This window comes from Candidatus Paralachnospira sp. LCP21S3_A2 (assembly GCF_052118925.1).
Classification (GTDB): Bacteria; Bacillota; Clostridia; order Lachnospirales; family Lachnospiraceae; genus Lientehia.
This window is the reverse complement of the sequence record NZ_JBQKGG010000019.1, coordinates 1-24,060: the sequence shown is the minus strand read 5'-3', so window position 1 is coordinate 24,060 and position 24,060 is coordinate 1. Positions and strand designations below refer to the sequence as shown.

The 24,060-nt window shown below is 52.5% G+C and carries 28 protein-coding genes; all 28 read left to right on the top strand.

Annotated features, from left to right (window positions below; genetic code table 11):
* Nucleotides 1–39: 39 nt before the first annotated feature.
* Nucleotides 40–234 carry a hypothetical protein gene (locus ACTQ3K_RS11355; RefSeq protein ID WP_441567961.1) on the top strand — a complete coding sequence of 65 codons (195 nt, stop codon included), beginning with the start codon at nucleotides 40–42 and terminating at the stop codon, nucleotides 232–234.
* Nucleotides 218–1,519 carry a chromosome segregation protein SMC gene (locus tag ACTQ3K_RS11350; RefSeq protein WP_441567962.1) on the top strand — a complete coding sequence of 434 codons (1,302 nt, stop codon included), beginning with the start codon at nucleotides 218–220 and terminating at the stop codon, nucleotides 1,517–1,519. The genes ACTQ3K_RS11355 and ACTQ3K_RS11350 overlap by 17 nt, the downstream gene beginning before the upstream one ends.
* A complete protein-coding gene (locus ACTQ3K_RS11345; RefSeq protein ID WP_441567963.1) occupies nucleotides 1,519–2,688 on the top strand; it encodes an ATP-binding protein in 1,170 nt (389 codons plus the stop codon). Before ACTQ3K_RS11350 ends, ACTQ3K_RS11345 begins: the two co-directional genes overlap by 1 nt.
* A 16-nt stretch (nucleotides 2,689–2,704) precedes the next feature.
* Nucleotides 2,705–3,157, top strand: coding sequence for a hypothetical protein (locus ACTQ3K_RS11340; RefSeq protein ID WP_441567964.1), 453 nt, complete (start codon nucleotides 2,705–2,707; stop codon nucleotides 3,155–3,157).
* Complete coding sequence (locus ACTQ3K_RS11335; RefSeq protein WP_441567965.1) at nucleotides 3,157–4,746, top strand: DEAD/DEAH box helicase; 1,590 nt, start codon at nucleotides 3,157–3,159, stop codon at nucleotides 4,744–4,746. The genes ACTQ3K_RS11340 and ACTQ3K_RS11335 overlap by 1 nt, the downstream gene beginning before the upstream one ends.
* 2 nt (nucleotides 4,747–4,748) lie before the next feature.
* The gene (locus ACTQ3K_RS11330) at nucleotides 4,749–7,007 is read left to right on the top strand and encodes an AAA family ATPase (protein WP_441567966.1); all 2,259 of its coding nucleotides are present in this window, start codon (nucleotides 4,749–4,751) and stop codon (nucleotides 7,005–7,007) included.
* A 286-nt stretch (nucleotides 7,008–7,293) separates the two neighbouring features.
* A complete protein-coding gene (locus tag ACTQ3K_RS11325) occupies nucleotides 7,294–7,572 on the top strand; it encodes a hypothetical protein (protein ID WP_441567967.1) in 279 nt (92 codons plus the stop codon).
* Complete coding sequence (locus ACTQ3K_RS11320) at nucleotides 7,514–7,906, top strand: RusA family crossover junction endodeoxyribonuclease (RefSeq protein ID WP_441567968.1); 393 nt, start codon at nucleotides 7,514–7,516, stop codon at nucleotides 7,904–7,906. Before ACTQ3K_RS11325 ends, ACTQ3K_RS11320 begins: the two co-directional genes overlap by 59 nt.
* Nucleotides 7,903–8,118 (top strand): hypothetical protein, encoded by a 216-nt coding sequence (locus tag ACTQ3K_RS11315; RefSeq protein WP_441567969.1) that lies wholly within the window; start codon nucleotides 7,903–7,905, stop codon nucleotides 8,116–8,118. Before ACTQ3K_RS11320 ends, ACTQ3K_RS11315 begins: the two co-directional genes overlap by 4 nt.
* Nucleotides 8,099–8,278 carry a hypothetical protein gene (locus ACTQ3K_RS11310; RefSeq protein WP_441567970.1) on the top strand — a complete coding sequence of 60 codons (180 nt, stop codon included), beginning with the start codon at nucleotides 8,099–8,101 and terminating at the stop codon, nucleotides 8,276–8,278. Before ACTQ3K_RS11315 ends, ACTQ3K_RS11310 begins: the two co-directional genes overlap by 20 nt.
* A gap of 35 nt (nucleotides 8,279–8,313) precedes the next feature.
* Nucleotides 8,314–8,724: a DUF1492 domain-containing protein gene (locus ACTQ3K_RS11305; protein WP_441567971.1), complete on the top strand. Its 411-nt coding sequence runs from the start codon at nucleotides 8,314–8,316 to the stop codon at nucleotides 8,722–8,724.
* A 175-nt stretch (nucleotides 8,725–8,899) separates the two neighbouring features.
* Entirely contained in the window at nucleotides 8,900–9,595 is a 696-nt protein-coding gene (terS, locus tag ACTQ3K_RS11300; RefSeq protein WP_441567972.1) for a phage terminase small subunit, read from the top strand.
* Nucleotides 9,579–10,958 carry a PBSX family phage terminase large subunit gene (locus ACTQ3K_RS11295; protein WP_441567973.1) on the top strand — a complete coding sequence of 460 codons (1,380 nt, stop codon included), beginning with the start codon at nucleotides 9,579–9,581 and terminating at the stop codon, nucleotides 10,956–10,958. The genes terS and ACTQ3K_RS11295 overlap by 17 nt, the downstream gene beginning before the upstream one ends.
* 6 nt (nucleotides 10,959–10,964) lie before the next feature.
* Nucleotides 10,965–12,335: a phage portal protein gene (locus ACTQ3K_RS11290; protein WP_441567974.1), complete on the top strand. Its 1,371-nt coding sequence runs from the start codon at nucleotides 10,965–10,967 to the stop codon at nucleotides 12,333–12,335.
* A complete protein-coding gene (locus tag ACTQ3K_RS11285) occupies nucleotides 12,332–14,014 on the top strand; it encodes a phage minor capsid protein (RefSeq protein ID WP_441567975.1) in 1,683 nt (560 codons plus the stop codon). The genes ACTQ3K_RS11290 and ACTQ3K_RS11285 overlap by 4 nt, the downstream gene beginning before the upstream one ends.
* Nucleotides 14,014–14,283, top strand: a complete 270-nt coding sequence (locus tag ACTQ3K_RS11280) for a hypothetical protein (protein WP_441567976.1) — start codon at nucleotides 14,014–14,016, stop codon at nucleotides 14,281–14,283. The genes ACTQ3K_RS11285 and ACTQ3K_RS11280 overlap by 1 nt, the downstream gene beginning before the upstream one ends.
* A 196-nt stretch (nucleotides 14,284–14,479) precedes the next feature.
* Nucleotides 14,480–14,779 carry a hypothetical protein gene (locus tag ACTQ3K_RS11275; protein ID WP_441567977.1) on the top strand — a complete coding sequence of 100 codons (300 nt, stop codon included), beginning with the start codon at nucleotides 14,480–14,482 and terminating at the stop codon, nucleotides 14,777–14,779.
* A gap of 358 nt (nucleotides 14,780–15,137) precedes the next feature.
* Entirely contained in the window at nucleotides 15,138–15,683 is a 546-nt protein-coding gene (locus ACTQ3K_RS11270; RefSeq protein ID WP_441567978.1) for a phage scaffolding protein, read from the top strand.
* A gap of 2 nt (nucleotides 15,684–15,685) precedes the next feature.
* Nucleotides 15,686–16,882, top strand: a complete 1,197-nt coding sequence (locus tag ACTQ3K_RS11265) for a phage major capsid protein (protein ID WP_441567979.1) — start codon at nucleotides 15,686–15,688, stop codon at nucleotides 16,880–16,882.
* Between the two features lie 12 nt (nucleotides 16,883–16,894).
* Entirely contained in the window at nucleotides 16,895–17,284 is a 390-nt protein-coding gene (locus ACTQ3K_RS11260) for a hypothetical protein (protein ID WP_441567980.1), read from the top strand.
* The gene (locus ACTQ3K_RS11255) at nucleotides 17,284–17,697 is read left to right on the top strand and encodes a DUF6751 family protein (protein WP_441567981.1); all 414 of its coding nucleotides are present in this window, start codon (nucleotides 17,284–17,286) and stop codon (nucleotides 17,695–17,697) included. The genes ACTQ3K_RS11260 and ACTQ3K_RS11255 overlap by 1 nt, the downstream gene beginning before the upstream one ends.
* Before the next feature lie 4 nt (nucleotides 17,698–17,701).
* Nucleotides 17,702–18,139: a minor capsid protein gene (locus ACTQ3K_RS11250; protein ID WP_441567982.1), complete on the top strand. Its 438-nt coding sequence runs from the start codon at nucleotides 17,702–17,704 to the stop codon at nucleotides 18,137–18,139.
* On the top strand, nucleotides 18,136–18,576 hold the full coding sequence (locus ACTQ3K_RS11245) for a hypothetical protein (protein ID WP_441567983.1): 441 nt from the start codon (nucleotides 18,136–18,138) through the stop codon (nucleotides 18,574–18,576). Before ACTQ3K_RS11250 ends, ACTQ3K_RS11245 begins: the two co-directional genes overlap by 4 nt.
* 2 nt (nucleotides 18,577–18,578) lie before the next feature.
* Nucleotides 18,579–19,088, top strand: a complete 510-nt coding sequence (locus ACTQ3K_RS11240; RefSeq protein ID WP_441567984.1) for a phage tail tube protein — start codon at nucleotides 18,579–18,581, stop codon at nucleotides 19,086–19,088.
* Nucleotides 19,089–19,107: 19 nt separating this feature from the next.
* Nucleotides 19,108–19,458: a DUF6673 family protein gene (locus tag ACTQ3K_RS11235; protein WP_441567985.1), complete on the top strand. Its 351-nt coding sequence runs from the start codon at nucleotides 19,108–19,110 to the stop codon at nucleotides 19,456–19,458.
* Nucleotides 19,445–20,086, top strand: coding sequence for a bacteriophage Gp15 family protein (locus ACTQ3K_RS11230; protein WP_441567986.1), 642 nt, complete (start codon nucleotides 19,445–19,447; stop codon nucleotides 20,084–20,086). The genes ACTQ3K_RS11235 and ACTQ3K_RS11230 overlap by 14 nt, the downstream gene beginning before the upstream one ends.
* Nucleotides 20,087–20,128: 42 nt before the next feature.
* A complete protein-coding gene (locus ACTQ3K_RS11225) occupies nucleotides 20,129–23,575 on the top strand; it encodes a phage tail tape measure protein (RefSeq protein WP_441567987.1) in 3,447 nt (1,148 codons plus the stop codon).
* Nucleotides 23,565–24,060: phage tail domain-containing protein (locus ACTQ3K_RS11220; RefSeq protein ID WP_441567988.1), on the top strand; the 496-nt coding region annotated here is incomplete at its 3' end. The genes ACTQ3K_RS11225 and ACTQ3K_RS11220, both read left to right, overlap by 11 nt.

Sequence of the window (24,060 nt, the reverse complement as noted above, 5' to 3'; positions counted from 1 at the left end):
CTATACAACATCAGTATATCAAATCTGGGAGAAAAAACAATGGAGACTTTCAAAACTGTAACAATCAGCCTGGGGAGATACGACCAGATCATGGAGATTGTGAACCGGGTGAGGATCTTCGAGGAAGATCTGAATAGAAAATATAGAGATGTCTGCATGATCCGGAAGGAAGATGTTGCAGCAGCTCTGGGAATGACACTGGAGGAGGGATGCGAAGATGTCTATGAAGATTAACAAGCTGGAGATCGAGAACGTTAAACGGATCAAGGCAGTCAAGATGGAGCCGACGGCCAACGGGTTGACCATCATCGGCGGCCGCAACAATCAAGGGAAGACCTCGGTGCTGGATTCTATCGCCTGGGCCCTCGGCGGGGAGGCGTTCCGCCCGTCCGCAGCTGTGCGCGAGGGATCGGTGATCCCGCCGAACCTGCGGGTGGTCATGAGTAATGGCTTAATCGTGGAGCGGAAAGGGAAGAACAGCACCTTAAAGGTTACGGATCCGACCGGACAGAAGGCAGGGCAGCAGCTCTTAGACAGTTTTGTGGAGAAGTTGGCGCTGAACTTGCCGAAGTTTATGGAATACAGCGGCAGAGAGAAAGCACAGACACTGCTTAAGATCATTGGCGTGGGGGACCATCTGGAGAGGCTGGAAACACAGGAGAAAGAGCTGTATGATCAGCGGCGGACCATCGGCCAGATCGCAGACCAGAAGGAAAAGTATGCAAAAGAACAGCCGTATTATCCGGAAGCGCCGAAGGAACTGGTATCTCCGTCGGAGCTGATAAGACAGCAACAGGAGATCCTGGCGCGCAATGGCGAGAACCAGCGGAAGCGGAAAAAGAAGGCAGAGCTGGAAGCAAAGAAGGCCATGCTGGAGACTAAGGTTGAAGACCTGAAACAGGAACTGGAACGTCTGCGGGATCAACTGGGGGAAGTGGAGCAGGATCTTATGACTGCCAGCAAAGACGCGGCAGATCTCCGTGACGAATCCACCGCAGAACTGGAAGCGAGCCTCCAGAATATTGAGGAGACGAATCGGAAGGTACGGGCGAACCTGGATAAGGATAAGGCTGAGGACGATGCCAGAACCTACCGGGAGCAGTACAACAGCCTGACGGCGGAGATCACTAAAGTCCGGGACAGAAAAACGGAATTACTGAACACCGCAGAGCTGCAGCTTCCGGAGCTGTCGGTTAAAGACGGGGAACTGATCTATAAGGGGCAGCAGTGGGACAACATGTCCGGATCCGACCGGCTGAAGGTGGCCACTGCAATCGTGCGGAAGCTGAACCCGGAGTGCGGCTTTGTGCTGCTGGACAAGCTGGAACAGATGGATCTGGACAACTTAAAAGAGTTCGGGGCGTGGCTGGAGGCTGAGGGGCTTCAGGCAATTGCCACCAGGGTTAGTACCGGAGAAGAATGCAGCATTCTGATTGAGGACGGTTATGTGGTCGGCGCGGATCAGCCTGCAGAGGAGGCCACTCCGCAGCCGAAGAGCTGGCAGAAAGGAGTATTTTAATGGAGATAATCAGAGGGAGGATCCCGTGCGCTAAGAAAATTGTGATCTACGGACCGGAAGGCATCGGAAAGTCTACGTTTGCAAGCCGGTTTCCGGATCCGGTATTTATCGATACGGAAGGTAGCACGAACGCTATGGACGTGGCACGTTTCCCGAAAGCTACAAGCTGGCAGATGCTTTTAGAACAGGTGGACTATACCCGCCGGACACCGGGAGTCTGCAAGACACTGGTCATTGATACCATCGACTGGGCGGAATCCATGTGCATTGACCATATCTGCAGCAAGCACCGCAAGAGCGGGATTGAAGATTTCGGGTATGGAAATGGCTATGTCTATGTAAAAGAGGAACTGGGACGGTTCCTAAATAAGCTTTCTGAAGTCGTGGAGGCCGGCATCAACGTAGTACTGACGGCCCATGCGCAGATCCGGAAGTTTGAGCAGCCGGACGAGCTGGGCGCCTATGACCGATGGGAGTTAAAGCTGGGGAAAAAGACCCAGTCTCAGACTTCCCCCCTCATTAAAGAGTGGGCGGATATGCTGCTCTTCGCGAATTATAAAACTTTTTCTGTCGCTGTAGATGACAAGGGGCAGAAGCGGAAGGCGCAGGGCGGGGAACGAGTCATGTATACGACCCACCACGCCTGCTGGGACGCGAAAAACCGTTACGGCCTGCCTGATGAGGCACCGTTTGATTACAGTGTGATCGCGTCCATTATTGAGCAGGACCGGACAGAACGGCCTGCAACCGTATCAGAACCGGCACCGCAGAGGTCTGTGGTTGCAGCGCCTCAGACGCCTACGGAACCGCCTGCGGAAGCACCTGCACCGGCACAGCCCACACCTCCGCCCGCAGCCGAACCGAAAGCACCGGACCCGACACCGGACGGCCAGCAGATGAACCTGCCGCTTAATACCCCGGAGGTGGCAAGCAATATCGATCCGGGCATTCCCAAGAGCCTGCGGGATCTGATGCAGGCCTATGGCGTTGATGAGTGGGATATCCAGAACGTCGTGGAGGCAAAGGGCTATGTGCCGCAGGGAACGCCGGTGCGGGACTATGACACGGTAAACCCGGGAATCGTAGAGGGGCTTTTAGTGGCATCCTGGGACCAGGTGTATGCAGCAATCAAACAAATGAAGGAACAGGAATCCATACCATTTAACTAACAGGAGGACATAGATCATGGCAGAAACAGAAGGAAGAGAATTAAACTGGGACGATGAGATCACAGCTGACGCGCAGGAGTTTGTCCTGCTCCCGGAGGGCGATTATAACGTGACGATCGAGAAGGTGGACCGGGGAAGATCCAAAGGGGAAGGAAAGCTTCCGCCCTGCAACATGGCGATCGTCTATTTCATGGCTCACGGGGAGCACGGGGAAGAGGTTTCCCTCCGGGAGAATTATATTTTACATACCGTTATGGAATGGAAGTTGTCGGAGCTGTTCCGCGGAGCAGGGCTCAAAAAAGAAGGGGAAGCACTTCGTATGAACTGGGGTGCCCTGCCGGGGAAGGTGGCCCGGGCACATATTACCCAGGTGCCGGGTCTTAAGGATCCGAGCAGGATGTTCAACCGGATCGAAAAGCTGTATCCGAAAGACGCAGCGAAGCCGGCCTTTACGCCGGGTAAATTCTGATGGAACTCAGGCCGTACCAGGAGGCTGCAAGAGCCGCGATATTCAATCAGTGGGAGAGCGGGATCTTAAAGACCCTGCTCGTTCTGCCTACCGGGTGCGGGAAGACCATTGTTTTTGCTAAGGTAGCGGAAGACTGCGTAGGTGAGGGAAAACGAGTCCTGATCCTGGCACACCGGGGAGAACTGTTAGATCAGGCGGCGGATAAGATCCGGAAAACAACCGGGCTCAGCTGTGCCCTGGAAAAAGCGGAAAGCTCCTGCAGGGGGAGCTGGAGCCGTGTGGTCGTCGGATCTGTCCAGACCCTGATGCGGGACAAGCGCCTGGGGAGCTTCCCGGAGGATTACTTCGGTGCCATTATCATCGATGAGGCGCACCACTGCGTTTCGGACAGCTATCAGCGTGTCTTAAGCCATTTCCCCGCAGCGAAAGTCCTTGGAGTAACTGCAACACCGGACCGCGGAGACATGCGCAATCTTGGCGCCTACTTTGAATCACTGGCTTATGAATACACGCTTCCAAAGGCAATCAAAGAGGGGTATCTGTCGCCGATCAAGGCGCTGACAATCCCGCTGAAGATCGATATGAGCAGCGTATCGGTGCAGGCCGGGGACTTTAAGGCCGGCGACATCGGAACCGCACTGGATCCGTATCTGGAGGGCATTGCGGTTGAAATGCAGAAGTACTGCCAGGGGAAGAAAACAGTTGTGTTTCTGCCGCTGGTCAAAACCAGCCAGAAGTTCCGGGATCTGTTAAACAGCCACGGATTTAAGGCCGCCGAAGTCAACGGTGAAAGCACGGACAGGGCAGAGATCCTGAAAGACTTTGAAGCCGGAACCTATAACGTGCTCTGCAACTCCATGCTTCTGACGGAAGGCTGGGACTGCCCATCAGTGGACTGTATCGTAGTGCTGCGGCCAACAAAGGTGCGCAGTCTGTACTGCCAGATGGTGGGACGCGGTACCAGGCTGTCGCCGGAGACCGGGAAGGATCACCTGCTATTGCTGGACTTTTTGTGGCACACGGAGCGCCATGAGCTTTGCCATCCGGCAAGCCTGATCTGCGAAAACGAGGAAGTAGCGCAGAAGATGACAGAGAATCTGGAGAAAGAAGCCGGCCTGGCGGTGGACATCGAAGAGGCAGAAAAGACGGCCTCGGAAGATGTGGTGGCGCAGAGGGAAGAAGCCCTGGCAAAACAGCTGGCAGAGATGAAGCGGCGGAAGAAAAAGCTGGTGGATCCCCTGCAGTTTGAGATGAGCATTCAGGCGGAAGATCTGTCTGGATATGTCCCGTCGTTTGGCTGGGAAATGGCGCCGCCATCGGAAAACCAGAAGAAAGCACTGGAGAAGATGGGGATCCTGCCGGATCAGATTGATAACGCCGGAAAGGCGGCGAAGATCCTGGACCGGCTGGACAGACGCAGAAATGAAGGGCTTACCACTCCGAAACAGATCCGTTTTTTAGAAAGCCGCGGGTTCCAGCATGTCGGTACCTGGCCGTTTGAGACAGCCAAGAACATGATCGACCGGATTGCAGCAAACGGCTGGAAGATCCCGAAAGGCGTCGTCCCGCAGGAATATAAAGGAGCATGAACATGGAACAGAAAACAAACCTGGCAGAGGTCTTGACCCATATCGACCCGTCCGTCCTGGATTACCAGGGCTGGGTCAATGTCGGGATGGCGTTAAAGCTGGAGGGATATCCGGTATCTGTCTGGGAGGACTGGAGCAGGCGCGACTTCGGGCGCTACCACACCGGGGAGTACGAGAAGAAATGGAGGAGCTTTTCTGGCTCCTCTGCCCCGGTGACCGGCGGAACGATCGTGCAGATGGCTCTGGATCAGGGATGGATGCCGGACAGGGGGCATGAGCTTGACTGGAACGACAGCATCCAGACGGACAGCGACCGCGTAGTTGTAAACCGGGAATGGATCGAGGAGCAGGAGATCCAGGAGCCGGAGAAGTGGGAGCCGGAGAAACAGTTGATAACCTATCTGGAGACGCTGTTTGAGGCCGGGGAGAATGTCGGTTATGTGACGGAAAGCTGGGAGCGCACCGATGAAAAAGGGACGCGCTGGCTTCCGCAGCGGGGAAACTATGACCGGACAGCCGGCCAGCTGATCGAGCAGTTAAACCAGTGCAAAGGTGACATCGGCGCCGTCCTGGGCGACTATAATCCGGAGGCAGGTGCATGGATCCGCTTCAACCCGTTAGACGGGAACGGCTGTAAGAATGTCAATGTGACGGAATACCGGTATGCGCTGGTGGAATCCGACCACATGGAAATCGGGAAACAGAACGCGATCCTGCGGGAGCTGGAGCTTCCCATTGCCTGCCTGGTATTCTCTGGGAAGAAGAGCCTGCATGCCATTGTGCGGGTGGATGCAGCGGACAGCACGGAATACCGTAAGCGTGTGGACTATCTGTATGAGGTCTGCCAGAAGAACGGCTTAGAGGTTGACACGCAGAACAAGAACCCGTCCAGGCTGTCCAGAATGCCCGGCGTCACACGAGGAGGAAAGAAGCAGTTCCTGGTGGATACCAACATCGGAAAGCAGTCCTGGAATGAGTGGTATGAATGGATTGAGGGCGTCAATGACGACCTGCCGGAACCGGAAGGCCTGGACAGCGTCTGGGACCATCTGCCGGAGCTGTCGCCCTGCCTGATCGATGGGGTGCTGAGGAAGGGCCATAAGATGCTGATCGCCGGGCCGTCTAAGGCCGGAAAATCGTTTCTGCAGATCGAGCTGTGCATTGCCATCGCTGAGGGTAAGAAATGGCTCCAGTGGCACTGTGCGCAGGGCAGGGTGATGTATGTTAACCTGGAGCTTGACCGGGCAAGCTGCCTGCACCGGTTTAAGGACGTTTATGAAGCATTGAAACTTCCGCCTAAGAGCTTGAAAAACATCGATATCTGGAACCTGCGAGGAAAATCGGTGCCGATGGATAAGCTGGCGCCGAAGTTGATCCGCAGAGCCGCAAAAAAGGACTACGTGGCCATTATCATTGATCCGATTTACAAAGTCATTACCGGAGACGAAAATAGCGCCGATCAGATGGCAAACTTCTGCAACCAGTTCGACAAGGTCTGCACGGAGCTAGGCTGTGCGGTGATCTACTGCCACCACCACAGCAAAGGCAGCCAGGGCGGGAAGAAGTCCATGGACCGTGCCAGCGGATCCGGCGTATTTGCCCGTGACCCGGACGCACTGTTAGACCTGATCGAGCTGGATACCACCGAAGCACTGATAAAACAGGAGACGAATAAGGCGGTCTGTGAGGCGTGTAAGCAGTACCTGGACGCCCATTTTAAGTGGCAAGACGACTTATCCCAGGACGATCTGTTAAGCAGCACCCAGATGATGGAGTACTGCAAAAAGACGCTGGATAAGTGGCAGATGCAGACGCTGGAGCGCCAGATTGAGGCGGCAAAAGTCATGGTGCAGGCACGGACAGCGTGGCGGATCGAAGGGACGCTCCGGGAGTTTCCAAAGTTTCAGCCGGTCAACCTATGGTTCGATTTCCCCGTTCACCGGATCGATCAGAGCGGGGCACTGGGCGACGTTGAGCCGGAGGTGGAGAAGCCGATGTGGCAGCGTGGCAGAGAGTCCAGGAAGAAGCAGAGTGAGCAGGCACGCAAGGCCAAGAGGGTGAAATATCAGATGGCGATCGAGAATTTCCGGTTTGAAAATGAGGACCGATACCCGACAGTGAAGGAGTTATATGAGGTCCTTAAATCGGACGCAGAGGCGACCGGAGAGCGGTTCCCGGAGGAAAAAACGATCCGGAATTCACTTAAAGATCTGGGGTATGTGGTTGATAAAACTACTCACTGCCTGTTGCCCGTCACCTAGGTTGCGGGAACCGGGAATGTTTTCCCGTGACCTAGGTCGCGGGAATCGGGAATCAATGCCCGGAACCTTAGTCACGGGAATCGGGCAAGATTTTTACATTCCTGCCCGTTACCTAGGTTACGGGAATACCGGGCATTCCCGCCCGTGACCTATATATAAATATAACACGGGAATCGGGCAAGCCCTCTGTACGGGTCATTCCCACCCTAAGTGTGGGGCGATTGAGTACGCCCCCACAACGGGTTAGGAGAATGCCCGCCCAGTACAGTCGCGCAGGAAGGGAAAAATGAAAAAGAAGATAAGTGATAAAAGATTAGAGATAGCGAGGCGGATGCCTCCGTTGAGAAAAGTGCAGAACGGAAAATGTTATGCGGCGGAGCATGACGAAGTTCTTCAGTGGGTTAAGAGGCAGCCGGAATTGATGAGCCTGCTAGTAGACAGGTTGAGGAGTTGGGGCTGTATAACATTCGACTCAGAGACACAGACCTGGAGAGGAGTTGATTATCATGGTGACGCAGTTTTTCATGGCGATGGTTCCGCCGACCGTAACACACCAGGAGCATAAGGTGTCGGTGGTACATGGTAAGCCGGTGTTCTACGATCCGCCGGAGTTAAAGGTGGCAAGAGACAAGCTGACGGCGCATCTGGCAAAGCATCAGGTCGCAGAGCCGTACACAGGGGGTGTGAGGTTGGTGGTTAAGTGGTGCTTCCCCAGAGGCAGACACCGGGACGGGGAGTACCGGATCACGAAGCCGGACACAGACAACCTGCAGAAGCTGCTTAAGGACTGCATGACGCGCCTGCACTTCTGGACCGATGATGCACTGGTAGCATCGGAGATCGCAGAGAAGTTCTGGACAGAGATTCCTGGGATCTTTGTGAGGATCGAGAGCCTATGAGCAATCAGGAGATAGCAGCGGCTGTAAAAGAGATCTATAACGGGTTCTGGATCAGGTGGAAAGACCGGAAGAATAGCGAACGGGACTTTGACCAGATCTACCAGGAATCAAAGAAGCTGCTGGAGAAATATAAGTTCAAGCTGGCACAGGACATGGTCCTGGATCTGCTGGATGAGCTGGACAGGAGGACGTATGGACAGATTAACGCATGAGCGATCCAACGGGATCAAGACAGGCTACTGGTCACCGGAAAAGAAAGAAAAGTTGATAGAGCGGCTGGCATCGTATGAGAACACAGGGCTTACGCCGGACGAGATCGAACAGATGAAGAACGAACGGGATCGCGGAAGTTCTGAGGCAAAGAGTAACTGATAGTATCAAAAATCAATCCAAGGGGAGGGAACAAGGTGACAATCGACGAAAAAAAGGAGTACCTGAAATCATACCGAAAGATCGGCCGGGAACTGCGCTCCCTCTCCGAGGAGATCAATCAGCTGAGACTGTCGCAGATCATGCCGGGGATCGTATCGGACGGGCTACCCAAAAGCAGCGGCGGGAGTGATCTGTCCGGATATGCAGCCAGGCTTGACGAGCTGGAACGGGAGTTTCAGGCAAAGGTGTCGGCTTTGCAGCAGAGGCGGGCAGAGATCGAGGCGTCTATCGCATCGATGGAGGATGCGACCGAGCGGGCAGTGTTGCGGTACTATTATCTCTGCGGCATGGCTTGGGAGCAAGTGGCTGAAGAACTGCATTATACGGAGCGGCATATCTATAGCCTTCGGAATCGGGCGATAGAACATTTTGAAAAAAAAGTATAACATTTCATGTTATTTCATGTTTGGTCTATGGTATAGTGTAAACAAGCAATTAGGCAAAAGGCCAACGATTCATTTGCCAGTTTGCATTCCCCCAAGTATAAAACCTCGACAGAGCGTCCTGTGAAAGCAGGGCGTTTTGTTGTACCCAAAACCAACGAACCGAGGTGAGTAAGACATGGCCAGAGCGCCGGATAAAAGAATAGAGCAGGCGAAAGAGATGTACCTGCAGGGGCAGAAATTGGTTGAGATTGCAAGTCAACTAAAACTGCCAGAGGGTACAGTCCGGCGTTGGAAGTGCACTCACAAGTGGGATAGCGAACGTTCGGGAAAGAAAAGCGAGCGTTCGCAGAAACGAAAACGAGGTGCACAGCCAGGCAACAAGAACAGCCACGGCGGTCCTCCAGGAAACAAAAAAGCAGAAAAGTATGGATTTTTTTCCAAGTATCTTCCTGAAGAAACCAGGGAGATTTTTTCAGCCATCGAAGAAGCAAATCCGCTGGATCTTCTGTGGCATCAGATTCAGCTTGCTTATGCAGCTATTGTGAGAGCACAGAAGATCGCTTATGTGAAGAACCAGAACGATAAGACAAAAGAAATAGTGATGTCCGGAGATGCGGAGATGTATTCGATCCAGCAGGCATGGGACAAGCAGAACAATTTCCTGAAAGCTCAGGCGAGGGCTCAGAGCGAGCTCCGGAGCATGATCAAACAGTATGACGAAATGCTTCACAAAGACTGGGAGGCCGCGTCTGAGGAACAGCGCTGCCGGATCGAGCAGATCAAGGCTCAGACGGACAAACTGACCGGAAACAATCAGGAGATCGAGGATCTGGGAGAGATAGAGGGTGAGATCTATGGCAGCAGTCAATAAGTTCACCCAGAAAAAGACCTTGATGTTCCGGTTTTCCGAAAAGCACAAGGAATACATCAGACGATGTGAACGCTGTATGTTTAACGTGGCCGAAGGCGCAGTTCGTGCCGGCAAGACCGTGGACGATGTGTTCGCTTTTGCTCACGAGCTTAAGACTACACCGGATAGAATCCATCTGGCAACCGGTTCCACAGTGGCCAACGCAAAACTAAATATCGGCGACTGCAACGGCATGGGGCTTGAATGGATCTTTCGAGGACAGTGCCACTGGGGGAAATACAAGGACAACGAGGCTTTGTTTATCAGGGGGCCGGCGACAGGATGGCGGCAGCGGATTGTAATCTTTGCCGGAGCTGCCAAGGCAGACAGCTATAAAAAGATCCGAGGCAACTCATACGGAATGTGGATTGCAACTGAGATCAATATCCATCACATGAACACGATCAAGGAGGCCATGAACCGCCAGCTGGCGGCCAGGCGTCTGAAGATATTCTGGGATCTTAACCCGGATAATCCGAGGGCGCAAATCTATTCCGAGTACATTGATCGTTACCAGCGGCAGCAGGAGGCCGGAGAGTTTCCGGGCGGATACAACTACATGCACTGCACGATCTACGACAACATCAACATATCTCCGGATCGTCTTCGGGAGATTGAAAGCCGGTATGATGTAAAGTCCATCTGGTATCTGCGAGACATCAAGGGGATGCGCGTTGTGGCCACCGGCCTGATCTATCGGAGATTTGCCGATGATGTAAACGCAAAGCAATACACGTTTGCAATCCGGGAGAAGCCGGTCGATCTGATGGAGATTACGCTGGGCATCGATTTTGGCGGATCCGGTTCCGGGCACTCCTTTACGGCGACCGCGATAACCAGAGGATACCAGAAAGTGATCGCGCTGGCATCGGAATGGATTGCCTGCAAAGACGACAACGGCAACCAGATCGAGATCGATCCGGAGATGCTGGGAAAACGGTTTTGCGATTTCTGCCAGAAGATCCTGAGCAGGTATGGCTACATCACGACTGTATATGCGGACAGTGCAGAGCAGACGCTGATTGCAGGAATCCGCAGCAGTCTCAGGAAAAACGGCCTCGGCTGGATCAGAGTTGAAAATGCCCTGAAGGCACCGATCAACGACCGGATCAATGCGGTGCTGATCCTGATGGCGCAGGGGAGGTTTGGATATGTTAACGGCGAGTGCGGCAGTCTTGTGAATGCGCTCTGTACAGCAGTGTGGGATCCGCAGGAACTAACCAGGAATGTGCGCCTCGATGATGGAACCAGCGACATCGACTCTCTGGACAGTTTTGAGTATACGATCGAGCGGCAGATCAGCCGCCTTGTAAGGTATGGGTGATAGATAATGAATTACACGAACATGTATCAGGCATTACAGAGGATCTTAAGCAAAGATGAGCAGATCGATTATGCCATGAGCTCCAGGAGCGCGGCGCTGATTGAACTATGGTCCTGGATCTACGAGGGGCGGGCGCCCTGGCTGGACAAAAATACGGAAAATGCCAATATCTTCGCCGCAGTCTCAGGAGAGATTGCAAGGCTGGTGACGCTGGAAATGCAGAGCAAGCTGGACGGCAGTCCGAAAGCGGATTATCTGGATCCGTATTATCAGCGGGTGCTGCAGAAGCTCCGGGTGCAGACCGAATATGCTTTTGCCAAGGGTTCCATGATCTTTAAACCGTATTTTTCCGGAGGGGGCCTTGCAGTCCAGTACATTCAGGCAGACGAATTCTTTCCGCTGGATTTTGATTCCGAGGGAATTACCAAATGTGCATTTTTGGATCAGTTCCGCCGGGGAAATGAGATTTACAGCCGGATCGAGATACACAGTCTGACGGATGATGTACTGCGAATCCGGAACCGGGTATTTATGTCCAGAGCAGATGGTGTACTGGGAACAGAGATTCCGATAACCGATGTCCCCAAATGGAAGGATCTGGTAGAGGAGATTCAGTTTACCGGGGTCAAGAAGCTGCCGTTTGGTTATCTGGCTGTACCGCTGGGGAATAACCTGGATTCTAAAAGCCCGCTTGGTGTGTCGGTATGTTCCAGGGCAATCGAGCATATCAAAGAGGCGGACAAGCGATATACCCAGATCAATTGGGAATATGCAAGCAAAGAGACAGCAATCCATATTGCTCAGAGCCTGCTTAAATACCGGCAGGATTCGGACACATATGAATATCCGGGAGGAAAGGAGCGGTTGTATCGGACTGTGGAATACAACACCGGAGCGACAGACAAGCCGCTTTTGGACGCATTCTCTCCGGAGATCCGGGACAAATCGTTTTACAACGGCTGGAACCAGTTGCTGCGGACCATTGAGTTTGACTGTAACCTGGCATATGGAACGCTTTCGGATCCGAACAACACCGATAAGACGGCGGAAGAGATTCGGGCCAGCAAGCAGCGGTCGTACTCCTTTGTGGAGAGCTGCCAGGCGGCGCTTCAGAACGCTTTGACTGATCTGGTAGAGGCAATGTCGTTCTGGTGCGATATTTACGGATTATGTCCTTCCGGCGATTACCATCTGTCCTTCATCTGGGATGATTCCATTGTCGTGGATGCCGATAAGGACAGAGAGAGTGACCGCGCCGATGTAGCGATGGGAGCAATGGCCTTATGGGAATACCGCGTGAAGCACTATGGGGAAAACGAGGAAAAAGCAAAGGCGGCGATCCGGGAGATCCAGTCCACAGGGGAAGTGATTGAGTGACACAGGGAGAACTTGAAAAGCTGGCGTTGAAAACGGGGAACCTGTTTGCAGAGCTGGAGATCCGGATCATGTCGGATATTGCCCGGAGGATTCATGATAATGGATTTTCCACAGCTTCGGCAGACTGGCAGATGACCAGGCTTCAGCAGCTTGGTATGGCAGAATCTGAGGTCAAAGGCTGGATCAAAGAAACGCTGCAGAAGACCGATGCCGAAATGGAATATATCTTTTCGGATGAGGTCTACAAGCAGTATTACCAGCATTCCAGGGCCTACAAGGTATCCGGTATGCAGCAGATCCCGTTTGAGCGGAACACACCGCTGCGACAGCTGACACAGGCCGTAAAGAAGCAGCTCTCCGGGGAATATGAAAATCTGGCGGCATCGATGGGTTTTGCAATCCGGGGCCCGGACGGCAGGATTCAGTATTCTCCTTTGATGGAGTTTTACCGGTCAACGCTGGACAATGCAGTTCTGAATATCCAATCAGGAGCATTCTCCTATAACACAGTCCTCCAGAGCGCTGTGAGCCGAATGACGGCCTCCGGAGTGCGTTATGTGGATTATGACTCCGGCGTACATAATCGGATCGATGTGGCGGCCAGGCGGGCGGTTCTGACGGGCTTCCGGCAGGTACAGGCACTGATCAATGAGCAGACTGCAGCAGACCTTGGCACGGACAGCTATGAGGTGTCCTACCATGTGGGCGCCAGGCCGTCTCATCAGCCCTGGGAAGGCCGTGTCTGGACGAAAGAGGAACTTGTAAGCGTCTGTGGTCTGGGTGATGTGACAGGGCTCTGCGGGGCAAACTGCTATCATGATTACCTCCCGTTCATTCCAGGTGTTTCCGTGAGGAACTACACCGATGAGCAGCTTCAGGAGATGATTGATGAGGAGAATACACCGAAAGAGTATTACGGGAAGAAATATACCACCTATGAAGCTCTTCAGGAACAGCGCAGGCGCGAGAGGGAAATCCGCGCCACCAGGCAGCAAGTGAGGCTTCTTCAGGAGGGCGGCGCTGATGAGAAAGCCATCATACTCAAAAAGGCCAGGTATCAGGGGCAGCTGCAGAACTATGTGGACTTTTCCCGGAAGATGGGACTGCCGGAGCAGAAACAGCGGATTCTGCAGGACGGGCTGAGAGGAAGGTTCACGCCGACGAAAGCTGAGATCATGGCAGCAGGAAAGAAAACGCAAAAATCGAACCGTGAGAGGCTGACTTTGAATGAAGAGGCGGCACTAATCCGATATATCGGACCGGAATCATACGCTCTTAATGATAAGTTGCGAAGAGGCGCAACTGAAGAGTTGACAGAACTTGAAAAGAAGTGGATTAAGGATTTAGATTCGGCACTTGATAAATTACCAACTTACGAAGGAAATCTGAACCGTTCTGTAACATTTCTATTCGAAGAAGATGCTCAGATGTATTTCGATAAATTTATCGAGGGGCAAGAGTATATTGCAGAACAATACTTGTCAACAACAAAAAGAGGAGTGTATAATGATGATGCACAGATACAGATTTACATTCAAAATGCAAAAAATGGAAAGGACCTTGAGGTGTTGAACGATATGGAGAATGAAGTACTGTATCCACAAAAAGCTAGGTTTAAAGTAGTCAGCAAGATAGAGAGAGATGGGAAATTCTATATTCTTTTGGAGGAATTAGAGTAATGTCATTAACAGCACGGGAGTGGTTATTGCTTTCCAAGGAAGAGCAGGAACGCAGAAAAAACGAGTTATCGCTGCATGAATGTTTTTTACTTCGAACCGATCTGGAACGTATACATTTCACAGAAGAGGAAAAGAAGAATATGCCGCCTAAGAAACGAGAGGAATTTCTTCATCCAAAAGAGAGGACGAAAGAGGAGAAAGAAGCATTTAATCGAATGTGCGAGGAGATTTTTAGGGAATTATCGGAAAAAGCAAAAAAAAAGAAGTAGATACCACCAGTCGAGAGGCCGGTGGTATTTTTATACCTATTTTCAAGAAAGAGAGGTTATGGATTATGAAAGATTATGTCGAAGTAAACGACAAGAAATGTTGCGAAGTAGACAACTGCATGTGCGTAAAGTATAAAAACGGCAAAAAGTATTGTATGGGTTGCGGGAACGTAGTCCCAGCCAGAAAGGAAAAATAATGAAGAAATTATTTATTTCTCAGCCCATGAGGGGAAAAACAGACGAAGAAATTCTTGCAGTAAGAGAAAAGGCACTCAAAAGTGCAGAAAAACAGGTTGGTGAACCTGTAGAAGTAATTGATTCTTTCTTTCAGTCAGCACCCGTGGACGCAAAGCCTCTTTGGTATCTGGGAGAGTCACTCAAACTGCTGGCAGAAGCTGACGTAGCATATTTTGCGGATGGCTGGAATGAGGCAAGAGGGTGCAAGATTGAACATACTTGCGCTGTGGAATATAACATTGACCGAATCGAGGAATAAACAGAGGTATGTTTTAACCGAAGATGCGGACAGATTGGCTCCCAGATGGCTGGCAGACCGCGTTGATTGTAGAACTGTCAAGTACCTGTATATAATACGGGATGGGCATGAAAAACTGAAAGGGGTGAGAATCGGTGATGAGTTTGCGCGGATCGGGGACACGATCGTGTACGACGGCAAGAGGATATCCATAGAGAGGCGGTGATCCACATATCTCGGAGCTGTCCGTGAAACAGCAGGGAAGCACGCAGCAGGACGCTGGGTGCTGTTTTTATGCAGAAAATTGGCGTGACTGCCGAAAAAGTCAACTTTTAGGATGGATGGCTACCCATCGCAAAAAGCCGAGAAAGGATAGAATATGGCAATTTTTAAGACAGAAACACTTAAGGAAAAAGGACTGACTCAGGAACAGATCGATTATATCATGGCCGAAGTCGGGAAAGAGATCAACAGCCTCACAGCAGAAAGGGATGGCTACAAAACCCAGCTTGATACTGCACAGGCATCTCTGAAAGCAATGGAGGGGATCGATGCTGCAGGACTGCAGCACAAGATCAGTGAGCTGACGACCAAGCTGAATGGGAAAGACAGCGAAATCGAGAAGATCAAGGCAGACTATGCGTTTGACACCTCCATCAAAGAAGCTATCCGGAAAGCTTCCGGCCGGAATGAGAAGGCCATTATGGCACTGCTGGACATGGATACCCTGAAAGCATCCAAGAATCAGGCGGCAGACATCGAAAAAGCCCTGACGGATCTCAAAAAGAATAACGACTATCTGTTCCAGGCACAGAAGACTGTGCCCAGAGTGGTATCCGTCACCGGCGGAATCAACAATGATGCACAGACTACAAATGAACGGGCTAATGAGGCACTGAGAAGCCTGTTCGGAAAAGGAGAATAAATATGGCAGTAAATATTACTAACAGAGCCGACGCGGAGGCGTTAATCCGCGAACAGATTGTATCTACCATCTTCCAGGACGCACCGAAGCAGTCCGTATTTATGGGAATGGCCAGAAAGCTTCCCAACATGACCAGCAAGCAGACCAGGATTCGTGTCCTGGATTTCCTGCCGACCGCATACTGGGTCGATGGCGACACCGGAATGAAGCAGACCACAAGACAGGCTTGGGACAATGTATACCTGACTGCCGGAGAGCTGGCGGTCATCGTACCGATCCCCGAATCTGTTTTTGATGATGCTGAAATGGATATCATGGGTGAGATCACGCCAAGAGTCAATGAGGCAATCGGCCAGAAGGTAGACGCAGCCATTATCTTCGGCGACAACCGTCCGAAGGAATGGCAGGCCGACATCATCACGCTGGCACGCCAGGCAGGGAACAACGTGGTGGCGGCAACCGGAAAGGATTATTACGATCTGATCCTTGGCGATGGAGGCGTTTTCTCCAAGGTTGAAGATGACGGCTATGGAGTGTCCGGAGCAATTGCACCGATGAATTTCAAGGCGAAGCTGCGCGGTTTAAGAGATACCACCGGCCAGCCGATCTTTGTCCATAACATGCAGGATTCCTCCCGCTATGCGCTGGACGGTACACCGATCCAGTTCCCCGAGAACGGATCCTTTATGCCGAACATTGCGCAGCTGGTTGTCGGAGACTTTAAGCAGGCGGTTTATTCAATCCGCCAGGATATCACGGTGAAGATCCTCACAGAGGGCGTTATCCAGGATCCTGCGACCAAAGAAATCGTCTATAACCTGGCACAGCAGGATATGATCGCGCTGCGTGTGGTATTCCGCATGGGCTGGGCGCTGCCGAATCCTGCAACCCGCCTCAATGAGGACCGTACCGGATGCGCGTTTGCTTATCTGGAGCCCGGAACTCCGGCAACAACCCAGAAAGTAACCTTTACGGTGACAGACGGGGCGGAATCCAGTCCAGAAGCCTATGAAGATGTGCGTATCAACGTGGATGGAGCAATCCTTAAAACAGATGCGGCAGGCAAGGCAGAGTTTAACCTGCGGGAGGGTACTTATACCGCAAAGATCACCAAAAAGGGATTTGTTCCGGTGACCGAAACCGTAACGGTGGCGAAGGCAGCAGTCAATAAGGCTATCACCCTGACAGCACAGGCGTAAGGAGCTGATCGAATGGCATACGCAGACTATGAATATTATGCCGACAACTACCTGTTAGGCAGGGTTCCGGCTGTTCCGGATATCGACTTCCCGTACTGGGAGAGGCGGGCGGAGCGGCTGTTAGATCAGCATACGTTTGGCCGGCTCTTGGTGGATCCCGGTCTGATCACCGGGGAGGTCAAGGACTGTATCTGCGAGCTGGCGGAACTGCTCTACCGGGCAGATCAGGCAATGGGGCAGGAGGGCAGCGGACTGCTCTCCTCCTACTCCAACGATGGAGAATCCGGAACCTTTGACCTGTCGCAGTCTCCCTACACAGAGCGCGGGAAGCGCCGGAAGGCCGGGGAGATTATCAACCGGTACCTGAGCCGTACCGGGTTACTGTACAAGGGGCTGGACTGATGAACCGGAATTACAAACATACGATCACGGTCTACAACCGGATCCGGGCAGCAGACCGCCCGGACAAAAAGGATTACTGGCAGCGGACCGTGCTGGAAAACTGCTTCTGGAAAGCGGTGACAAATACAGTCATTGGAACAGAAGCATCGGTTCAGAACACCTACACGGTACGGATCCCGGAAGATGACCGTTACCTGCCCTATGCGGCGTTCTGCCAGGATCCGGATGGACATTTTACGGCGTCTGCGGGCGACCTGGTTGTGTATGGAACCTGCGAGGACGAGATCACCGGAGAATCCGGCCATACGGCAGCGCAGGTGCTGAACCGGTACAAGCCAAATGCCTTTAAAGTGACCGCTTTTTCGGACAATACCTTGTATCCGTTCGGAAAGCATTACCGGCTGGGAGGTTGATGCCATGAAGTTTGATTTTAGCTGGAACCGGGCGCTGGATGATATCGCAGAGGATTCTTCCGGCGGCAGGCAGGGGCTCTTATTTCTGGCAAACGAGGCCAGGCGGCTGATGAATCCGTATGTACCGGCGGACAGCCTGGTACTGGCCCAGAATGTCCGGACTTACGTGGAGGGAGGAAAAGGGATTGTCCACTATCAGTCCCCATATGCACATTACCAGTATATGGGGATCGTGTATGGGCCGAACTATCCCATTAAGGACGGTGGCACTATCATGGGATATTATTCCCCGCCCCACAAAACTTCGACAGGACGGAAGATGAAACACAGCGCGTTCCGGCACCCGCTGGCGACCTCAGAGTGGGACAAAGCGATGCTGCGATCCAGGAAGGGAGACCTTGTCCGTGCCTATGAGGCTTATCTGAAAGGAAGCAGGTTATGACAAAGCATGACGCGATGAAAGCGTATTTTGAACCGAAAGTGGAGGAGCTGGTCGGGGATCTTTTGAACTTCAATTTTTCTCCGGAATCTCCGGACAGCATCGCGATGATCACCAACTATTCGGACAAGGTCCGGAAGAAATACATCCGGTGCGGAAGCGAAAAGGAGTATGGATTTACGATCCTGATCACAAAGACCTATTCTTCCGAGCAGGACGACCTGAACCTGGAGGCCATGAACTTCTGCCAGGCATTTATGGACTGGCTGGAGGATCAGGACCGGAAAAAGAATTATCCGGAGTTCCCGGACAGCTGCCAGATCCGGAAAATGGAATGCCTCCAGAACATGCCGAACCTGGCCGGAGTGAATGCCGAAGAGGGGCTTGCGCGGTATATGATCCAGTGCAGGATCATCTATTTTGAGAAAGAGAGGAATTAAGAATGAAATTAAGTGAACTGATGAGCGGTGTGACACCGAAAGCTGATTATGAGGGCTGGGCAACCAATGACGATTTTATCCTTGCCATTGACTTAACTCCTGGCGCTGCAGTGGCAACGAAGACCAGCGAGTACGGTGCCGTACAGCTTGGCGTGCAGGGACTGGATGCGCAGATGAACCCGTCCACCGCAGACAAGGTTTATATCCGGGCAGGGCAGTCTACCCAGAAGACCGGCACACAGAGGACCTTTTCCGTGTCTGGTGACCGGTATATCGGCGATGATGTGCAGGATTTCATGTTCAGCCATGATATCAAGTACGGAACCGGCAATAAGGTAATTACCAACTACGTGTACTTCTGTATGCTCACCGGAAAGGGCGAAAAGGGACAGGTGTCCATCATCGTGAACAGCGATGGCAGCGGCAACGCCGGCGATTCTTCCGCGATCGATGTGGAGCTGAAGAAGGTCGGAAGTGCACCCACGGAGTATACATACAATGCAGAAGGCTGAAGGCAGGAGGATCTGACAAATGGAGAAAGTGACGATTCTGGGGAAGACTCTGCAGGCGGACTTTACCAGCCCGTCATATGCGGAGAAGTTTGAAAACGAAGTACAGAGGGTTGGCGAAGAGTTTGGAAGAGCCAGTCAGGCAGAGCGTGGATCAGAGGGGCTCAAGATCCAGTGCGAGGCGGTGATTCATGCGTTTGATACCCTGTTCGGCGCCGGATCTGCACAGAAGGTCCTCGGAAAGGAGACGAACCTGCTGGTCTGCCTGGATGCTTTTGTGGAGTTATGCAGCGTATATCAGACACAGATCAACCCGCTGATTACTGAAAAGGCCAAGAAAGCCAGGGAGATGATGTCCGGTGCAGGAAAGTGACTGTTACAATATCCTCACCTCAAAGCTCCCGGAAACGGTGCAGGTGTCTGGCGCGGAGGTTCCGATCAATACAGATTTCCGTGTCGGGATCCGGTTTGATGACTTGATGCACAGTGAGAAAAGCGATGAGGAGAAGATCTTCGGGCTGCTTCTTCTGTATTACCCGGAGCTTCCGCTGGATCTGGACGGCGCTGTGATGGCTGCTGTCCGGTTCTTTGCGGCGTGGCGGGACATTCCGGAGCATGATGACGGCGCCGGGATCCGGGCGTCCGAAAAGAAAGAGATCTGTTCCTTCAGTCAGGATGCCCCATACATTTATGCTGCTTTTCGGCAGCAGTATGGGATCAATCTTCAGACGATAAGCAGCGGGGAGCTCCACTGGTGGGAGTTCCTGGCACTGTTTGAGGCGCTGGACGAAAACACGCTGATCCGGAGGATCATGTACTACCGGAATGTTCCGCTGTCGGATTTTAAAGGCAAGGAGCGGAAGCGGATCCAGGAACTGAAACGGATCTACCAGCTGAAGAATGACACGCCGATGGATGCGAAGACAGCCCTTGCGAAGCGGAACGCGGACATGAAGACGTATGTGAAAAAAAGATTGGAAACAGTAAATGCGCACCGATAGAGGGTGCTTTTTTGTTGCCCAGAGGCAGGTGAGAACACATAAATGGCAAGTACAGACGGAACCATCAAAATCGGGACAGAACTGGATCAGTCCGGGCTGAAAAAGGGGCTAAGCGGCATTGATGGTCTGGTAAAGAAAGGGCTCGGCGGTGTTGCAACAGTCGCGAAGGCGGCAGTTGGGGCAGTCGTTGGAGTATCTACGGCTCTGGCAGGCGCAGGAGCGGCGTCTGTCAAGGTCGGAGCCAGCTTCGAGGAAGGGATGTCCAAGGTGGCGGCAATTTCCGGAGCGGCCGGAGAAGAACTGGCGGCGTTGACGGATAAAGCCAAGGAGATGGGAGCCAAGACAAAGTTTTCCGCGTCCGAAGCCGCGGATGCTATGAGTTACATGGCCATGGCGGGCTGGAAAACGGAAGATATGCTCAACGGCATCGAAGGCATCATGAACCTGGCGGCCGCATCCGGCGAGGATCTGGCCTCAACCAGCGATATTGTTACGGACGCGCTGACAGCAATGGGTCTTGCGGCATCCGATTCCGGGCATTTTGCGGATGTTCTGGCTGCAGCTTCTTCCAACAGCAACACCAATGTCGCCATGATGGGAGAGACGTTTAAATACGCGGCGCCTCTGGCCGGAGCATTGGGATATAACATTGAGGATCTTGCCCAGGCGATCGGTCTGATGGCAAACTTCGGGATCAAGGGATCGCAGGCAGGAACGGCACTGCGGAGTATCCTTACAAGGCTTGCAAAGCCGACTTCCGAAACCGAAGCGGCTATGAGTAAATATAATATCTCCCTGAAAAATTCGGATGGATCCATGAAGACGCTCATGGAGGTTATGGAGAATCTGAGGGATTCCCTCCAGGGACTTTCGGAGGATGAGCAGGCTTCGGCCGCTGCGGCAATCGGCGGACAGGAAGCTATGTCCGGGCTGTTAGCAATTGTAAACGCATCTGAAACGGATTTTGATAAGCTGGCCGATGCAATCATGAATGCGGATGGCAGTGCGGAGCAGATGGCCGACACCATGATCGACAACCTGGCCGGAGCCACAACGATCCTGAAATCTTCACTGGAAGGCCTCGGAATTGAGATCTATGAGAGCATGCAGGAGCCGTTGAAAGATACGGTAAAGCAGTGCACGGTCTATGTCAATGAGATGACAGATGCCTTTAAGAATGACGGTGCTGCGGGAGCAGCGGAGGCGGCAGGCGGGATTATTGCCAGTCTGATTGCCGGAATGGCGCAGGGCGTGCCGGGGATTGTTGAAACAGCAGTTACGGCAATCAAGGCATTTGAGAAAGAAATCATTGAGAACAAGGGGGCTTTGCTTGACGCCGCAAAGGACGTGGCGGACGCTTTTGCAGACGGCCTGATCGATCTGCTCCCCAGATCTGTCCGCACTCCGGTACGTAAAGCTGTGGATGAAATCAAAAAATCATTCGCAGATGGTGGATTAAAGAAGGGCGTTGAGACGGTTTCGACCATCTTTAAGAATTTCGGGAAGATTCTCTCCCAGCTTACAAAGACCATTCTTCCGCCTTTTGTGAAGATCCTGGATTTCACGGGAGATCATCTGGATATCCTTCTGCCGGTTGTGGCGGCGGTATGTACAGCATTCAAGGGTTTCAGCATTGTGAAGTCTGCGACGGACGGCATCGGGAAGCTGGCAGGGGCAGCCAAGGGATTATTTGCAATCCTGTCGGCCAATCCGATCGGGGCAGTGGTTTCGGTTGTTGCCGGGCTGACTGCAGGTCTTGTAGTGCTGGCGGCGACAACAGAGGACGCCACAGAAGCTCAGTATGGATTGACAGACGCACAGAAAGAGCTGATTGACCGGAACGCCGAACTGGCAGAATCCTACCGGGAAACGGATGAAGCCAAGCAGGAAGCCTTTGCCGGAATCAATTCAGAGTATGGCTATTATGAAGAACTGTGGAATGAATTACAGGGGATTGTAGACCAGAACGGCAAGGTAAAGGAAGGCTACGAGGAGCGTGCCGCGTTTATCACATCGACACTTTCCGAGGCGCTTGGAATCGAGATCGATTTGGTGGACGGCCAGATCCAGAACTATGAAGAACTGGATCAGACGGTTCAAAAAGTTATGGCAACCAAGAAAGCGGAAGCCATGCTGGATGCCGATCAGGACGCCTATACAGAAGCAATCAAAAATCAGGACGAAGCTCTGCAAAACTATCTGTCCACCCAGAAGGAATACAACGAGAAGAAGAAAGAGCACGAGGAACTGGTAAAAGCGGCAGAAGATGCCGAGCGGCACTTTAATGAAGTTGCCGAAGAGGGCGGGGCGGTCGCACAGGAAGCAGAACAGGCATGGTCGGATGCAGTACACGCAAGAGATGTATCCAAAGACAGTCTGGACAAGCTAGAAGAGTCTTATACGAAAGCGTCGGATACCTATCTGGGCTATGTAAATACTATCCGAAACCATGAAGGTGTTGCATCGGCGGTGATCTCCGGGGACGCGGATCAGATCGAGGACGCGCTTACGCTGATGGAACATAAATTTGTCCATGCAGAAGGTGCTACCAGAGAGAGCCTGCAAAATCAGGTTACAAACCTGAAACAGACCTATGCAGATATGCAGCAGGCCGTCAAGGACGGAGCACCGGGCGTTACGCAGGAAGCCGTCGATGAAATGGGTCTGATGGTGGAGAAGGCCGACGCAGAGCTCCAGAAGTTTGATGACCTGGCGCTGCAGCGGGCGAAGGAGTCCGGAGAATCCTACGCATCCGGAATAAGGGACAGCGTTCCGCTGACGGAAAGTGAAGCTGCCGGAATGGTTGATGCGGAATACCGGACGATGCAGTCCAGGGATTTTACCGCTATCGGGCAGAACCAGATCAACCAGATAAAAAGTGGGATCCAGTCAAAATCTCCGGAAGCAGCAACAGCGGCAGAAAATGTTATGATCGGTGCAAAAGCCGCTGCGGCTGCGATTGACAGCACCAGTGTTGGTGTGAACTTTGGCGCAGGAATCGTGGCGGGAATCGCAAGCAAAGTTGGAGATGCCGCCGCAGCCGGAGCCAATATCATGATCGCCGCGATGAACAGCTCTAACAAGGCTCAGGATTCGCACAGCCCGTCAAAAAAGATGATCAAATCTGGACGCAACTTCGGAGCCGGCGCAAAGATCGGTATCGAGGACATGACTCCGAGAGTTGCAAAAGCCGGTGCCAATATGGCAACATCTGCCATGGATTCCTTCCGGGAACGGATGAAAAATTTCGATTTCTCCGGGACTGTTGGCCGGATCCGCGGGATCATGTCCGGGCGGAACCTGTCGTACTCATCGGCGGTGCAGACGCAGGTCGGATATACCGGAAGACGATCAGAGTGGGATGTGGCAGATCAGTTTGAAGAGAAAACCATCACGCAGAACATCAATATATACCAGCCGGTCAAGAGTCCGGTAGAAACTGCACGTGAACTCAAAAAAGTAGGGAGGGAACTGGCTTTTGGAAAATGACATCACATTCCGGTTTGAGCAGGAAGGAAAATTCCTTGTGCTTGACGGGACAGAGTTTGACATTATCAATTACGAAGGACTGGAAGCCAGCTCCTACAACCTGGTTACAGAAGAGTATGTAAGACGTGCCGGTGAACGGCTGAAACGGAGCCAGATCTTATCCAGGCAGATCATGGTTGAGTTTGATTATTTGAAAGACGAATATGCAGATATGCGCCGAAGACTGATCGGATTTTTTACGCCGCTTTCCAGTGGAAAACTTACAGTGACTTATCTGGGAGAGCGAAGGTGTATTGATTATCGGGTGTCTAGTTTTAAAGTTAACAGCATACGGCCGGAAGAGTGGCTGTCATGCCTGCTGTACATCAAGTGTTTGGATCCTTTTTTCCAGTCTATCACCCGCACCGGAGTATCGATCATGACGCTGGTGGGCGGTTGGAAGTGGCCATTTACGCTGCCATTCAAACTGCGACAGTACGGTGAAC